Source organism: Solibacillus sp. FSL W8-0474, assembly GCF_038004065.1.
Lineage (GTDB): Bacteria > Bacillota > Bacilli > Bacillales_A > Planococcaceae > Solibacillus > Solibacillus faecavium.
Genome location: NZ_JBBOQJ010000001.1, coordinates 1,008,365 through 1,024,414, shown reverse-complemented (window position 1 = coordinate 1,024,414; position 16,050 = coordinate 1,008,365). Strand labels below are relative to the sequence as shown.

The 16,050-nt window shown below is 37.8% G+C and carries 16 protein-coding genes; all 16 read right to left on the bottom strand.

Annotated elements, in window-relative coordinates; genetic code table 11:
- Positions 1–17: 17 nt before the first annotated feature.
- Entirely contained in the window at positions 18–680 is a 663-nt protein-coding gene (locus NYE67_RS04995; protein ID WP_340729356.1) for a MotE family protein, read from the bottom strand.
- Positions 637–1,083: a flagellar export protein FliJ gene (gene fliJ / locus NYE67_RS04990; protein ID WP_340727220.1), complete on the bottom strand. Its 447-nt coding sequence runs from the start codon at positions 1,081–1,083 to the stop codon at positions 637–639. Before fliJ ends, NYE67_RS04995 begins: the two co-directional genes overlap by 44 nt.
- A 2-nt stretch (positions 1,084–1,085) precedes the next feature.
- Positions 1,086–2,411 (bottom strand): flagellar protein export ATPase FliI, encoded by a 1,326-nt coding sequence (gene fliI / locus NYE67_RS04985; RefSeq protein WP_340727219.1) that lies wholly within the window; start codon positions 2,409–2,411, stop codon positions 1,086–1,088.
- Between the two features lie 5 nt (positions 2,412–2,416).
- Entirely contained in the window at positions 2,417–3,214 is a 798-nt protein-coding gene (locus tag NYE67_RS04980; RefSeq protein ID WP_340727218.1) for a FliH/SctL family protein, read from the bottom strand.
- The gene (fliG, locus tag NYE67_RS04975) at positions 3,207–4,220 is read right to left on the bottom strand and encodes a flagellar motor switch protein FliG (RefSeq protein WP_340727217.1); all 1,014 of its coding nucleotides are present in this window, start codon (positions 4,218–4,220) and stop codon (positions 3,207–3,209) included. The genes NYE67_RS04980 and fliG overlap by 8 nt, the downstream gene beginning before the upstream one ends.
- Before the next feature lie 14 nt (positions 4,221–4,234).
- Positions 4,235–5,830 (bottom strand): flagellar basal-body MS-ring/collar protein FliF, encoded by a 1,596-nt coding sequence (fliF, locus tag NYE67_RS04970; protein ID WP_340729355.1) that lies wholly within the window; start codon positions 5,828–5,830, stop codon positions 4,235–4,237.
- A 57-nt stretch (positions 5,831–5,887) separates the two neighbouring features.
- Complete coding sequence (gene fliE / locus NYE67_RS04965) at positions 5,888–6,196, bottom strand: flagellar hook-basal body complex protein FliE (protein WP_191698413.1); 309 nt, start codon at positions 6,194–6,196, stop codon at positions 5,888–5,890.
- A 7-nt stretch (positions 6,197–6,203) separates the two neighbouring features.
- Positions 6,204–6,668: a flagellar basal body rod protein FlgC gene (gene flgC / locus NYE67_RS04960; RefSeq protein ID WP_340729354.1), complete on the bottom strand. Its 465-nt coding sequence runs from the start codon at positions 6,666–6,668 to the stop codon at positions 6,204–6,206.
- 2 nt (positions 6,669–6,670) lie between these two features.
- Positions 6,671–7,060: a flagellar basal body rod protein FlgB gene (flgB, locus tag NYE67_RS04955; protein ID WP_340729353.1), complete on the bottom strand. Its 390-nt coding sequence runs from the start codon at positions 7,058–7,060 to the stop codon at positions 6,671–6,673.
- A gap of 545 nt (positions 7,061–7,605) precedes the next feature.
- Positions 7,606–8,385, bottom strand: coding sequence for a GTP-sensing pleiotropic transcriptional regulator CodY (gene codY / locus NYE67_RS04950; RefSeq protein ID WP_340727214.1), 780 nt, complete (start codon positions 8,383–8,385; stop codon positions 7,606–7,608).
- A gap of 84 nt (positions 8,386–8,469) precedes the next feature.
- Positions 8,470–9,861, bottom strand: a complete 1,392-nt coding sequence (hslU, locus tag NYE67_RS04945) for an ATP-dependent protease ATPase subunit HslU (protein WP_339215489.1) — start codon at positions 9,859–9,861, stop codon at positions 8,470–8,472.
- Positions 9,861–10,403 carry an ATP-dependent protease subunit HslV gene (gene hslV, locus NYE67_RS04940; RefSeq protein ID WP_191698418.1) on the bottom strand — a complete coding sequence of 181 codons (543 nt, stop codon included), beginning with the start codon at positions 10,401–10,403 and terminating at the stop codon, positions 9,861–9,863. Before hslV ends, hslU begins: the two co-directional genes overlap by 1 nt.
- Before the next feature lie 19 nt (positions 10,404–10,422).
- Complete coding sequence (gene xerC, locus NYE67_RS04935) at positions 10,423–11,322, bottom strand: tyrosine recombinase XerC (protein WP_191698419.1); 900 nt, start codon at positions 11,320–11,322, stop codon at positions 10,423–10,425.
- A gap of 262 nt (positions 11,323–11,584) precedes the next feature.
- A complete protein-coding gene (gene trmFO, locus NYE67_RS04930; RefSeq protein ID WP_191698420.1) occupies positions 11,585–12,898 on the bottom strand; it encodes an FADH(2)-oxidizing methylenetetrahydrofolate--tRNA-(uracil(54)-C(5))-methyltransferase TrmFO in 1,314 nt (437 codons plus the stop codon).
- 19 nt (positions 12,899–12,917) lie between these two features.
- Complete coding sequence (gene topA, locus NYE67_RS04925; RefSeq protein ID WP_340727212.1) at positions 12,918–15,002, bottom strand: type I DNA topoisomerase; 2,085 nt, start codon at positions 15,000–15,002, stop codon at positions 12,918–12,920.
- Between the two features lie 124 nt (positions 15,003–15,126).
- Positions 15,127–16,020 (bottom strand): DNA-processing protein DprA, encoded by an 894-nt coding sequence (dprA, locus tag NYE67_RS04920; protein WP_340727211.1) that lies wholly within the window; start codon positions 16,018–16,020, stop codon positions 15,127–15,129.
- Between the last annotated feature and the right edge of the window lie 30 nt (positions 16,021–16,050).

Below are 16,050 nucleotides of genomic sequence, written 5' to 3'. Positions count from 1 at the left end.
CCTCCCTTCAAAGTAACTTATTGTTGAGATAATAACTCAGTATAACGAGCCGCATCTGCAGGAGACATTTTCGTAAAAATTGCAGATAATGTATCGGGTTTCATGCTCGACATTATACGTAAACTTTCTGTATCGCTCATTTGAACCAGTATCGGAGCTGCTGTTTTAGCCGACATTTTTTCAAAAGTTGATAGGATCTCTTTAAATTCCTTTTGCGTCTCTTCCTGATTGCGTTTTAGTTTTTCAATTTCAAACAGTAGACGTTCCTGCTCAACCAACAGCTCTTCCTTTTCTATTGCAGATGAATCGATTTGTGATTGCAGTTGCGAAATCTGAGCTTCTTTTTCCTGAATTTCCGCTTGCAGTTCTACCACTTTTTGTTCATTCAATAAACTGTTTTCTATTACGCCTTCACCTTCATCAGAGCTAATAAATGGAATTTTCTCAACGACACCATCCGCCATTTTAAAAACGTTATATTCCGTCACAGATGTAATAATTAATAAAATTGCAATAAGGAACATAAATGGAATTAAAAACAAATAAAAAAACTTTTTGAAAAAACCGGGTTGAGATTCTACTTCATTTTCTTCCACCTGTTGTTCCATTTTATTTTTATTTCTTTTTGCCACGGAATCACCTAATTTCTTTCTTGAAAAACGCAATCGTTGAAAGCTCATCTAGTTGCATTGCTTCAATGCGTAACTGATCCTCTTTAAATCTTTCAAAATCGTTTTCACGCATTTTTTCGTATTTACGTACTTCCAAGTTTTTTTCTAATAATTTTTCCTCATGCCAATTCATTTTGGCCCGCGCCTGTACTACTTTTTGCTGGGCATCTTCAATTGTTTTTTCCATACTATCGATGAATTTAGAATAATGGTTAATTTCATCTATGGAAGAGCCTTCTTTTAAGCGCTCCTGCTGATAGATAATTAAATCTTCCTTTTTCTTCAATAGTCCATATAGCTTTGTCGCAATTTCCTCAAATACATGAACTGATTCTTTAAAGGCAAGTTCAGATTCTGTTTTTTCCTGATCTTTTACAATAAGGATTTTTTCAAAACGATAATTGTAATTCATATTTAACGTGCACCACCATTCGATAACGCGATAATTTCATTTACAGTTTGATCGATTGAAACTTTATCTTTATACCCTTGCTTTAGAAACGCGGTAATAAGCGGTTCATATAAAATAGCTTCGTCAATTTCTTTTGATGTACCACGTTTATAAGCACCTATATTGATTAAGTCCTCCGATTTCGAATATGCGTAATACAATTCCCGCAATCGGCTTGCCGCACTTACATGTTCCGGATCAGCGATATGATTCATCAATCGGCTTACACTCTTTAACACATTAATCGCAGGATACTGTCCTTTATTTGCAAGATTCCTATCCAATACGATATGTCCATCCAATATTCCTCGTACTGCATCGGCAATCGGTTCATTCATATCATCACCGTCTACTAGCACCGTATAAAATGCGGTAATTGTCCCGTTCACATTCGTACCGGAACGCTCCAATAATGTCGGCAAAATTGCAAATACAGATGGAGTATATCCTCTAGTTGCAGGTGGTTCACCAATAGCCAGTCCAATTTCACGTTGGGCCATCGCTACACGGGTCACAGAATCCATCATCAACATAACGTTTTTTCCACGATCCCGGAAATATTCTGCAATAGCTGTTGCTGTAAATGCTGCTTTTATTCGCATAAGTGCCGGCTGATCACTTGTAGCTGCTACTACGACAGAACGCTTTAACCCCTCAGGACCTAAATCACGTTCAATAAATTCCCGAACCTCCCGTCCACGCTCACCAACAAGTGCAATTACATTAATATCTGCCTCTGTATTACGCGCAATCATACCGAGCAATGTACTTTTCCCGACCCCTGAGCCGGCAAATATACCGACACGTTGACCGCTTCCTACAGTAAGCATACCATCTATAGCCTTTACCCCAACTTCCAACTGTTCATTTATCGGAGGACGACTTAATGGATTTGGGGGATCCTGTTCGGTTTGTACAGTTGTTAAACCTCTTGGTAACGCTTGTCCATCAAACGGATTTCCCATCGCATCTAATACTTTTCCGATTAATTCCGGGCCTACCTTCACTTCTAACGGTGTTCCGGTTCCTTCTACGAGACAGCCAATTGATATTTCCTTTAAAGATGAATACGGCATTAAAATGACGATTTCATCTTTAAAGCCCACCACTTCAGCCAGCAAAACTTGATTACCGTTTTTTGATGTTTGAACATGGATTTTACATACGTCCCCGATCGAACTCTCCGGACCTTGCGACTCAATCATCAAGCCTACAACCCGTGTAACTCTTCCATATTTTTTAAATGTATTTAAATTAGGAATCTGTTCAACTAATTGAGCCGCTTTCATCCGTATCATTCCTTACTTTCGATTAGTTCATATAATTGTCGACGAAGCTCTTGCAATTGGTCATCTATCGATACGACAATCCGTCCATGATTCGTTTCTATATAACTTTCAGTAGACTCTAAATCTTCATTGACAAAAATCATAAAGGGTACATTTGCAGGAAACATTTCAGCCAATTCATTATGATGCTCTGTAATGAGCGCATGGTATTCAGGCGACACATATAATTTTATTTCTTTCATTTCACGCGCCTCTTTTAATCCACGTTCAATTATCGAAACAAAAAGTTGATCATCCCGGTCCAGCTGCGCATTAATAATACGCTCTGTAGCCGTTAAAGCTAGTTCCAGTAATACCGTTTCCTGTGATTCAAGATAGGCGGCAGCATTTTTTTGTGCATCATGCATTGTATTATTGGCTATTTGCAATTGCTGTTGCATATTGGCATTTGCCTTTTGAATACCATCTTCGTACCCTTGGGCAAATCCGGCATCATACGCTTCTAGTTGATGTAATGATTTTTCTTCTTCCCATGCTTGCTTTAGCGCATCAATTGTAGCGAGCTGTTCATTACGATATTGCTCGAATTGAAGTTTTTGCTGCTCTATTTCATTTGATGTCTCCTGTAACATTTGTTGACGTTCACGTTGAATGTCTTCAATCGTTAATTGAGGTGTATCGTCCATTTGTTCTTCTTCCGTTTTCGCATAATGAATAGGCTCGAAGAAGTTTTGAAGTTTAATCTCTACAGTAGACGCTTCTTCTGCTTTTTGTGCATTTGTTGAACGGATGATTCTAGACAATTACGTCATCTCCTCCACCACGTGCAATGATAATTTCCCCTGCATCTTCTAAGCGGCGTATTACTGCAACGATGCGGGATTGTGCTTCTTCTACATCACGCAGACGTACTGGCCCCATAATATCCATTTCTTCACGGAATGTCTCAGCCATACGTTGCGACATATTGCGGAAAAGAATTTCCTTTACTTCATCTGAAGAAACTTTCATCGATAATAGTAAATCTTCGTTTTCACAGTCTCGGATAACACGTTGAATTGAACGGTTGTCCAGTGTAACGATATCCTCGAACACAAACATGCGTTTCTTAATTTCTTCCGCAAGTTCTGGATCTTGAATTTCAAGCGCATCGAGAATTGTCTTTTCTGTTTGACGATCTACACCATTCAATACTTCTACCACTGCATCGACGCCACCTGTTTCTGTGTAATCCTGTGTAACTGTCGATGATAATTTACGTTCCAATACGGATTCAATTTCACTAATTACTTCTGGTGAAGTAGATTCCATAATGGCAATTCGCTTTGCAATATCTGCCTGTACTTCCTGTGGCAACGAAGAAAGAATAACTCCTGCTTGACCTGGTTCCAAGTAAGAAAGAATAAGCGCAATTGTTTGAGGGTGTTCATTTTGAATAAAATTAAAAATCTGTGATGGGTCTGCCTTTCTAGCAAAATCAAACGGTCTTACTTGTAACGAAGAAGTAAGTCGATTTAAAATAGCCTGCGCTTGTTCAGCACCCAATGCTTTTTCAAGAACGGTCTTTGCATACCCAATACCACCTTGCGTAATATAATCTTGCGCAAGTGCAATATGATGAAATTCTTCTATTATCTCTTCCTTAACATTCGATTCTACTTTTTTTACACTTGAAATTTCTAGTGTGAGGCGTTCAATTTCCTCTTCACTTAAATGCTTATATACAGAAGCCGAGACTTCCGGTCCTAGAGAAATTAGCAGTAAAGCAGCCTTTTGCTTTCCTGACAAGTCTTTATCTTTCTTGGACACAGCTGAACCTCCTATTAGTCTTCAGCAATCCAACTACGCAATAGCTTCGCAAAATCTTCTGGCTTTTCTTTCGCCATTTTTTCTAATTGCTTACGGCGTACAGTCGCTTCAGTTTCTTTTTCTTCAGAAATATCTTCTACTGCAATTAATTGTTGTTGCTGTTCTATTATTTCCAACTCTTCTTCTTCTTGTTTACGTCTACGTACACGAATGACATAAATTATGAGTAAGACTATTGCTACTAGTAAAATTCCGCCAATTACCCATACCCACCAAGGAATAACTGATTCCGGCTGTCCGTCGGATGAATTGTTACCTTGAAATTGCTGTACAGATACAACTATACGATTAGCAATCTCTTCATCTGTTAAATTACCAGCAGCTTCTTGATCAATTGAAGTACGTACAATTGTCGACAAAATCTGCTCGATATCTGTACGGACACCTTGATCAAATTCATCCACCGCGTTAGGTGGCTCTACCATTACTTGAATGCCTAGATTACGGATTTTATATGGGCTTTCCTGAATTTCGCGACGTATACGATTGACATCGTTATTAATCGTTTCCTCTACACGCTCATAATCACCATCACCTGTCGCACCTTCAGCATAATCAACAAAGTTATCCGTAACGCCTCCAGCTTCTGTGGAACCCTCTGCACCGGGTCCAGCCCCACCTGAATATGTTTCCGTAATACGCTGGGCACTTATTTCTATACCCGTCATATTTTCTTCATCAACAGGTTGTACTAAATTTTCTTCACGATTTTCTTTTTTAAAGTCAATATCTGCCGATACATTTACTACGACATTCTCCGGTCCGATTAACGTACCAAGCATTTGCTGAACTTGTCGCTGTAAATCGCGTTCAATCGTCTTCTTCACTTCCATCTGTCCAGTAACCGTACTGATCCCGTTACCGCCACTTTCTGCAGAAGCAAGATCATAGTACTCGGAATACTGATTCATTATCGTAATATTTTCTTTTGGTAAGTTCGGAATACTCATAGAAATCAAATTAAATAACCCTTTAATTTGATCATCCGAAAATTTATGTCCCGGAGCTGTATTTAATACAATCGCTGCTTGTGCCTCACCTTTTGCATCCTTAAGAAATACGCCTTCTTCCGGTAAACTAATCATGACACTCGCATCTTTAACACCTTCGAATTTACGGACTAAATTTGCTAAATCAGTTTCAATTGTAGCTTGTTTTATAACATTAAATTCGTTGTCCGTCATACCAAACCCGGCATTCGATGTAAAAAACGAAGTATCAATTTCACCAGAGTCAGGATATCCTTGCGCCGCTAACGATACTTGTAGGTCCTGCACTTTATTTTCCGGCACCATTATTGTAGTACCACCATTTGTTATTTCATATTTCACACCTTGTGAAGCAAGTACTTCCGTTATTCTCCCTACCTCAGCCTGAGACATTTCCGGAAATAACTGCGCCATTGTCGTACGTGTCGAAAAATATGTAATTGTAGCTGCAATTACAATAACGCCCACTAGAGCTCCAATTATCGCACCTTTTTGATTTTTCGTGCGACTTTGCCAGAAACCAGTGGAGTCGCTTTTAATTTTAGTAAGTCGTTCATTCATTATGAATCCTCCGCTAATAGTGAATGCCCAACAATTTATTATTCGTTATTCAAATCATTACACACTCATACGCATAATTTCTTGATAAGCTTCCACAGCTTTATTACGAACTTCAATTGTTGTGTTTAAAGTAACACTTGCTTTTTGCGCTGCAACCATCACTTCAAATAAATCAACATCTCCACCATTGATTAATTTTTGTGTCATTGTATCTGATGTTTTTTGATGTTCATTTACACTAGCAATCGCTTCTTTTAAAGTATTAGCAAATTGTTGCTGTGCATTTGCAGGTGTTATTTGATTCTGAACATTTAATTCATTCACAGATTGTGCGGGAGACATAAATGTTATTGGATTAATTGCCATTTAATAATCATCCTTTCCCAATTTCTAGAGCTTTTGTTAACATGTTTTTGTTTGCATTAAAAGCAGTAATATTCGCTTCATATGATCTGCTCGCCGAAATCAGATCAACCATCTCTTTTAATAAGTCAACATTCGACATTTGTACATAGCCGTCATCATTCGCATCAGGATGAGCAGGATCATAAACTAGCTTAAACGGAGTCTCTGTATCATCTTTAATAGAGGAAACTTTCACTCCATTACCTGCACCGCTTTTCACCGTTTTGCCCATCGCAGTATTAAGAAAACTAGAAAATTGACCTTCCTGTTCTTTTAAAGTAACTGATTTCTTACGGTATGGCTCCCATTCTCCGTTCACTTGTTTTGCCCTAGTTGTATCAACATTTGCAATATTTGAAGAAATAACATCCATGCGTAAACGTTGTGTCGTTAAGGCAGAGGCTGTCGAATTCATACTATGAAAAATCGACATGACTATCTCCCTCCTTTGACAACGTTGTTTAACGTTGAGAATTTACTGCCAATTCGGTCGACCAGCGCATTGTAGTAAATGGTATTTTCAGCCAATTTCGCTTGTTCGGCATCCATATTCACTGCATTACCATTTGGTCTACTACGAAAATTATTTGAGTATACGCCACTGCCGCCTACTTCAATTTTAAAATCGTAATGTCTAGCATCTGTACGATAGGCCGGAATTGAATCTTTTTTCACATCATTGAAAACATCTCTAAAGCTTACTTCTTTTGTTTTATAGTTCGGTGTATCAACATTCGCAATATTTTGGGAAATTGCTTTATTTTTTAACGTAGCATACGAAAGTCCGTTTTCAAGACTGCGTATAGTACCACCAAATAAATCCAAATTGCTCACCTCATTCATTGTTTGCTAAATATTGTTCCTGAAAACTTAATAATACAATTGTAATTATAATAATTCTTAGTGTCTATTGACTTTAGACCCTATTAGATAGGCTTATTTAACCATTTTTCGTATTTTTATTTTTACTAAATTAGTATTTAAATCAAGAATTTTGTAATATTACTTAGTAACTTAATCCTTTTGCACCTAACATTTTATTATTATAATATAAAGTTACTAATTTTTAGTATATAATGCACTTCAATAAAGATGAGTATTTAGTGCTTCATTTAAATTTAACCTAACATATCATACACTAAAACACTGTAAAAGTCGGGGTTTATTATAACAATTCATAATATTGTAACAAAGCATTTGTCACATTATTTTTAATCCATTCTAGGTATAAATAATATTTATTTGATTTTCAAAACCGTTTCATAACTATCATTAATTTTACATAATTAACCATTTAAATCCTTTAAAATTATTTCCTGAAAATAAAAAACAGACACAATAAGGAAAACCTCATTATGTCTGTAAATTTTTTATTTCATTTTGATTTCAGCTAAAGCTGTTAGGAATTTATCGTTTAAAACTTTAATATATGTTCCCTTCATCCCTAACGAGCGTGATTCAATAACACCCGCGGATTCAAGTTTACGTAACGCGTTAACGATAACCGAGCGAGTAATTCCTACACGGTCAGCAATTTTAGAAGCTACCAGCAAACCTTCATTGCCGTCTAGCTCTTCAAAAATATGCTCAATCGCTTCAAGTTCCGAATAAGATAACGAGTTTATCGCCATTTGAACAACAGCTTTCGAACGCGCTTCCTCTTCAATCTCTTCCGACTTTTCACGTAAGATTTCCATACCAACTACTGTCGCACCATATTCAGCAAGTATTAAATCATCATCTTCAAATTGATCACTTATGCGAGCTAAAATTAACGTTCCTAAACGATCACCGCCACCAATAATAGGAACGATAGTAGTTAAACCGTTTGAAAACAGATCTTTGTTTTCAATCGGGAATGCTGTATGTTCATTGTTAACATCCAAGTTAGGAGATGTTTCAGTAATATTGAATAGGTTCTGTGTATATGCTTCTGGGAATTGGCGTACTTCAAACATTTTTTTCATACGCTCATTCTCGATTTGCTGGTGAATTGAAATACCCAACAGTTTTCCTTTTCGGCTTACGATAAATACGTTACTTTCGATTATATCACCTAAAGTGTTGGCCATTTCTTTAAAGTTAACTGGTTTCCCAGCGGATGCTTGTAACATTGAGTTGATTTTTCGTGTTTTTGTTAATAAATTCATTTCTATTTCCTCCTACAGGACTTGTTTAATTCACTTAATATTCTAAAGGTTTTTACAATTTAAAGATACTAATTCAACTTATTATTACAGAATAAATTGCGATAAATCTTTATTTTTTACTATATTCGACAATTTTTGATCGACATAATTCGGGGTAATGTCGATATGTGCCGGTGCAATTTCAGAAGCCTCATAAGATAGCTCTTCAAGTAAACGTTCCAAAATTGTGTGAAGTCGGCGGGCACCAATATTATCAGTTTCCTGATTTACTTCTGTAGCAATTTCTGCAATACGTTCAATTGCTTCTTTTGTAAATTCAAGAGTAACGCCTTCTGTTTCAAGTAACGCTTTATATTGTAAAATTAACGATTGATCAGGCTCCTGTAAAATGCGTACAAAATCATCTTTCGTTAATTTTTCAAGTTCTACGCGAATCGGGAATCGCCCTTGCAGTTCCGGGATTAAATCACTCGGCTTAGATATATGGAAAGCACCTGCTGCGATAAAAAGCATATAATCGGTTCTAACAGTTCCATATTTCGTATTTACGGTTGAACCCTCTACAATCGGTAATATGTCTCGTTGCACCCCTTCACGGGATACTTCTGCAGATGAAGAACCTTTACTCGCAATTTTGTCAATTTCATCAATAAAAATAATACCTGACTGTTCCGCACGGTGAATTGCTTCACTGGATAAAGCATCTGTATCGATTAGTTTATTGGCTTCTTCCTGAACTAAAATGCGTCGCGCATCCTTTACTTGGACTTTGCGTTTTTTTGTTTTTTTCGGCATTAAATTAGACAGCATATCTTGCATACCATTCGCATTATCCATATTCATCCCGGGCATTGCATCAAAAAGTGATGGTGCACTTTCCGTTACTTCAATCGTAACCCACTGTTCTTCTAATTTTCCGTCTTTTAAATCCTGAGCAATTTGCGCACGTCGCGTACGAATTTCCGGCTCTTCCTGCTGAGCTGTATCTTCTTGGGCAGTATCTTTTTGACCAAACAGCATTTCAAATGGATTTTGCGTAAGCTTTTCTTTTACTTTTGAAGGGACTAATAGTTTTATTAATACGTCATTCGCATTACGCTCAGCTTGTTCCTTAACCGCTTCAACCATCTCGTCTTTCACGAGGCGGCGGGACGCTTCCACTAGGTCACGTACCATTGATTCGACATCGCGACCCACATATCCAACTTCCGTAAACTTCGTTGCCTCCACTTTAATAAAGGGAGCATTCGTTAGTTTAGCGATTCTACGTGCAATTTCTGTTTTCCCTACACCAGTAGGTCCAATCATTAATATATTTTTTGGAATTACTTCAGTTTTTAGCTCTTCACTTAGCAGTGAGCGGCGATAACGGTTGCGCAATGCAATCGCAACAGCACGCTTGGCAGTTTCCTGACCAACAATATGTCGGTTCAAATGTTCCGTAATCTGTCTTGGTGTTAAATTGATCGAAGTCATTATAATACCTCCACGATTATATTATGGTTTGTAAACACACAAATATCCGCAGCAGTCGTTAATGCAGCCTCTGCGATTTCCTTTGCCGTCAAATGATCTGCAGCATGTTTCTTTAATGCACGACCAGCGGATAATGCGTAATTCCCACCTGAACCGATTGCTAAAATACCATCATCCGGTTCAATTACTTCACCTGTGCCTGATACAAGCAGTAATGTTGATTTATCCATAACGAGTAGCATAGCCTCTAGCTGTCGCAGCATTTTATCTCCACGCCATTGTTTCGCTACTTCGACTGCAGCCCTTTGTAGATTGCCATTATATTCATTGAGCTTTGCCTCAAACATTTCAAATAATGTAAATGCATCTGCAACAGAACCTGCAAACCCCGCTAACACTTTCCCATTAAACAGACGTCTGACCTTTCGCGCCGTATGCTTCATTACAACAGCATTTCCTAGTGTTACTTGACCATCCCCGGCCATTGCACATTCACCTTTATGATGAACGGCGAATATCGTTGTCGCATGAATTTGACCCATATTTCATTTCCCCCTTAACTTATGCTCTCGGATGACTTTTCATATATGTCTTTCTTAAAGCTTCTTTCGTTACATGAGTATAAATCTGAGTTGAAGATAAATTCGCGTGCCCTAGTAATTCCTGAACTGTACGCATATCCGCTCCATTATTCAATAGATGCGTAGCAAAGGTGTGGCGCAGCATATGTGGATAAATTTTAGTGTGCATACTTGCATTATCGATCATCTCACTTAATATATAACGCACACCGCGGGTAGTAAGTTCGCCACCTCGCATATTGACAAAGACTTTTTGATGGTTTTCTTTTTTCATTAAAGATGGACGGACCTGCTCTATATAACGAGTAAGTGCCTCATGCGCATACTGTCCAAACGGGATAATTCGCTCTTTACGCCCTTTTCCCATGACACGGACAATACTGTAATGAAAATCGATGTCTGCAATTTCTAAACTTACACATTCACTTACACGCATGCCGGTAGCATATAGAATCTCCAACAATGCAATATTGCGAATTTGGATTGGCTCATTGCCTTCATTTTTTTCGAATAGTTGTTTCAATTCTTCCTCATAAAAAAAGCTCGGTAATCGCTCTTCCTTTTTCGGATGATAAAGTGAACGAAACGGAGCATCATCAATATTCAGTTCTCGATTTAAAAACCGAAAAAAAGAACGGATAGATGAGATTTTCCTTGAGATAGAAGTTCTTGCTTTTTGTTCATCATAAAGCTTTGTTACATACAAACGTGCATGGATATATTCAACTTCTGTAATTTTTTGTACACCTTCAGAATGTAAAAACGCAAAAAATTCATGTAAATCAGATTGATATTCTCGAACGGTATGTAGAGAAAAGTTCTTTTCCAACTGTACATATCGAATAAATTGTTCTAAATGATTTTGCAATGATACATCCATCCTGTATACCCCCATTTCATACAAAAGAAAAATGATGTGTATGGACACTTAATATTTCCTAAAAAAACATACATATTGACACTATACCTATCATGATAACTTTTCAAGTAAAATATGCTAGAATTATTCGTTTTTCTTGTATTTATTCAGCTAATCTAATAATTATCACGATATTTTTTCTATTTTATCCATTATTTCACGGAAATTATTGTATAAATGTAAAAGCCCTTAAAGTATATCAGTCTTTAAGGGCTTTTCGCAATTAAATTACTTGAGTATTAATAAAATTCTGAATTGATTCCAATGCGCGATTTGCATGTCGCTCTGCACGCTCCGGCTTTGATTTAATGCGTTCGCCAAGTTCTGGGAAAATCCCGAAGTTAACGTTCATCGGCTGGAAGTTTTTCGCGTCTGTATGTGTAATGTAACGAGCCATCGCACCTAACGCTGTTTCGTGCGGGAAGTACAGCAACTCTTGACCTAGCGCCATGCGAGCGGCGTTGATTCCCGCTATTAACCCACTGCCTGCAGATTCCACATAACCTTCTACTCCAGTCATTTGACCAGCAAAGAATAGATTTGGACGCGCTTTTAATTGATACGTCTGCGTTAACACTTTCGGTGAGTTAATAAATGTATTACGGTGCATAACCCCGTATCTTACAATTTCCAAATTCTCTAAACCTGGAATCATTGAGAAGACACGCTTTTGTTCAGGCCATTTTAAATGCGTTTGGAAACCTACCAGATTATAAAGTGTTCCTGCTGCATCATCTTGACGCAATTGAACAACCGCATATGGACGTTTATTTGTTTTAGGATCCTCTAAACCTACTGGCTTCATTGGACCGAATGTCATCGTTTTTTCACCACGGGCAGCCATTACTTCAATTGGCATGCAGCCTTCGAAATACTTTTCTTTTTCGAATTCCTTTAGTGGTGCACATTCTGCAGTAATTAATGCTTCACGGAATGCGTTGAACTCTTCTTTCGTCATTGGACAATTCAAATATGCCGCTTCACCTTTGTCGTAGCGTGATTTTAAGTATACTTTGTCCATGTCGATTGAATCTTTTTCAATAATAGGGGCAGCTGCATCATAAAAGTATAAATACTCTTCCCCAGTCAGCCCTTGAATTTGTTTCGCTAATGCTTCGGATGTTAATGGTCCTGTCGCAATAACAGTAATTCCTTCAGGGATTTCAGTTACTTCTTCATTAATAACCTCAATTAACGGATGGTTTTTCACTTTATCTGTTACATGCCCCGCAAACTCATGACGGTCTACAGCCAAGGCTCCACCGGCAGGTACTGAGCTATTGTCCGCTGCTGCAATAATAACAGAATCCAATTTGCGCATTTCTTCTTTGATTACACCAACAGCGTTTGTTAAGCCATTTGCACGTAAAGAGTTTGAACATACAAGTTCAGCGAATTTATCAGTGTGATGTGCAGGAGTTTGCTTTACAGGGCGCATTTCATATAAACGTACGTTCACGCCACGCTTTGCAATTTGCCAAGCTGCTTCAGAACCGGCTAAACCAGCACCAATTACATTTACTATTTGTTGTGTCATTTTTTGTTACCTCTTCATTTTATTGTGATGGTGTTTCTTCATAATCACATTCACTGTTTGTACATTGAATTTGAACACCTTTTTTCAATTTCTTCTCTACTAATAATGAACTACATTTCGGACAAGGTCTACTAATTGGCTTATCCCATGAAACAAAATCACAATCCGGATAGCGATTGCAACCGTAGAAAATCCGCTTCGTTTTGGATTTACGCTCAACAATTTCACCATCGTCACATGTTGGACATTTTACATCGATCGGTTTGACTATCGCTTTTGTGTTACGGCAATCAGGGAAGTTGGAACAAGCCATAAATTTCCCGTAACGTCCAAGTTTAAATACCATTGGATTACCGCATTTTTCACAGTCTTCCCCTGCAGGCTCATCTTTTATTTCGATTTTTTCCATCACTTCATCAGCATGTTTAACACGTGGTTCAAAATCTTTATAGAATTCATCGATTACATTTACCCATTTTGTAATGCCTTCTTCGATTTCATCCAGATTCTGTTCCATTTGTGCAGTAAATTCGATATTAATGATTTCCGGGAAAAACTCCAATGTTGCCTGGTGGACAATTTCGCCAAGCTCTGTAGGTACGAAACGCTTTGCATCCAGTTGAACATAACCTCGTTTTTGAATGGTATCCAATGTCGGTGCATATGTTGATGGTCGACCTATACCTAGCTCCTCTAACGATTTCACAAGACGCGCCTCCGAATAGCGTGGTGGTGGTTGTGTGAAATGTTGCTTTGGCTCGATTTCAAGTGACTTAACTTTATCGCCAACCTTCATTTCTGGCAGGAGTTTGTTCGTTTCTTCTGTTTGATCATCTGTACCTTCGATATAAAGTTTCATGAATCCCGCAAACTTTACTTGAGAACCATTTGCACGGAATAATACATCGTTATTCTGAAGGTCTACTGTTACCGTATCCAGGACAGCAGGCGCCATTTGACTAGCGATAAAGCGTTCCCAAATTAAACGGTACAGACGCAGCTGGTCACGGCTTAAAATCGTTTTCAACTCATCTGGCGTACGCATCGCACTCGTTGGTCGAATCGCTTCATGGGCATCTTGTGCATTCGCTTTTGATTTCGCTTGTTTTTGCTCTAACGCGATGAAGTCTTTGCCGTACTTTGTTTCGATATACGATATAGCTTCCGATTTTGCAGTTTCCGAAATTCGGGTTGAGTCTGTACGCATATACGTAATTAAGCCGACTGCGCCTTCTTTTTTGCTTAGCTCAATACCTTCATAAAGCTGTTGGGCAAGCATCATTGTTTTTTTCGCACGGAAGTTTAATTTACGCGCGGCTTCTTGTTGTAGTGAGGATGTAGTGAAAGCAGGTGATGCATTACGCTTACGCTCTTTCTTTACAACATTCATAACTTCGAAGTCAGAGCCTTTTACACGTTTTAAAACATCCTTAACCTGGGCTTCATTTGTTAGTTTAATTTTTTCTTTGCCGTCTCCGTAGTAGAAAGCATCAAATTGCTTTTTACTTTTCTCGAAGCTCGCATCAATAGACCAATATTCTTCTGGTATAAAGCTTTTAATTTCATTTTCCCGATCGATGATTAGACGCAATGAAACCGATTGCACACGACCTGCAGACAAGCCTTTTTTCACTTTTTTCCATAGAATCGGACTAATATTATAACCTACTAGACGGTCTAGAATACGACGTGCTTGTTGTGCATCCACTAGATCCATATTAATCGGACGTGGGTGTTTGAAGCTTTCTAATATGGCTTCTTTCGTGATTTCATTAAATACGACACGGCAATCTGATTGAATATCAACATTCAATGCTGTTGCTAAATGCCAGGCAATTGCTTCCCCTTCACGGTCTGGATCGGCTGCGAGATAAATCTTTTTCACTTTTTTTGCTGCCGATTTCAAATCCTGGAGTACCGGACCTTTTCCTCGAATCGTAATATATTTTGGTTCATAATTATTTTCGGTATCAATTCCCATTTGACTACGTGGTAAATCACGTACATGTCCAATTGAAGCTTTTACTTTATATTTTTTTCCTAAGTAGCGTTCAATTGTTTTTGCCTTTGCAGGTGATTCAACAATTACTAAATAATCTGCCATCTGTTTTCCTCCTTATAGAGGTATTGTTATTTTCTTAAATTCAATCATATGAATTTGTCAATGTTTTTCAAAGCTTTTCCTGTTGCAAAATGTATAACAGATTGGCTAATAATGCAACTTTTTTTCAACGATATTTTGAAAACATTTGTAATTCCTGAAGGATTTGAAAGCCATTCCATACCGGAATTGCCCCTTCTTTTATTAATTTATTTGTACCTCGCGACTGCTCACTGAATATATTTCCAGGCACCGCAAACACTTCTTTTCCTTGTTCAAGTGCAAGCTCTGTAGTAATTAAAGTACCGCTTTTAAGTGCAGCTTCTGTAACGATAAGCGCTTCACTTAGACCGCTAATAATTCGGTTGCGTGCGGGAAAATGCCATTTTTGCACGCCTACATAAGGAGGGTATTCTGTTACTAATAAATGTTCGCTTGCCATATGCTTGCTTAATTCTATATTTTCCTTCGGATAATTATGGAACAACCCATGTCCCAATACACCGATTGTCTTTCCACCATAACCAATTGTTGCCTCATGTGCAAGTCGGTCTGCTCCTTTAGCAAGACCGCTGACTATGGTAAATTGCTCATCGATTAGTGGAGGAATCAACATTTTCAATACTTCCTCACTATAGCTAGTTGCTCCTCTGGAACCAATGACCGCAATCATTTTTAATTTATTTAATAATTGTATATCCCCTTTTGCATAAAGCACTGCTGGCGCATCGTATAGTTGTTTCAATCGTTCCGGATAAAATTGACTTGTATAGGGGATGGCGTGAATATTTTCTTGCTCATAATAACTTGTCATTGATTTTGGCAATAGTTCTTTAAAATGACGTAGAAGCTGTATGGCTTTTTCTTCTTTAATTTTTAAATGCAACGCTAAATTTTTTGGTGAAACATGTAATAATTTGTCGAAATCATCTAAAATAGTCATCAAATTTTGGAATTTTTGCCATGATAGAGGGAGGATATAGTGTAGTTTCAATAATTGTTCATTTAAGTGATTCATCATTTCAACACTCCTTTTATAATAGAAGAAATT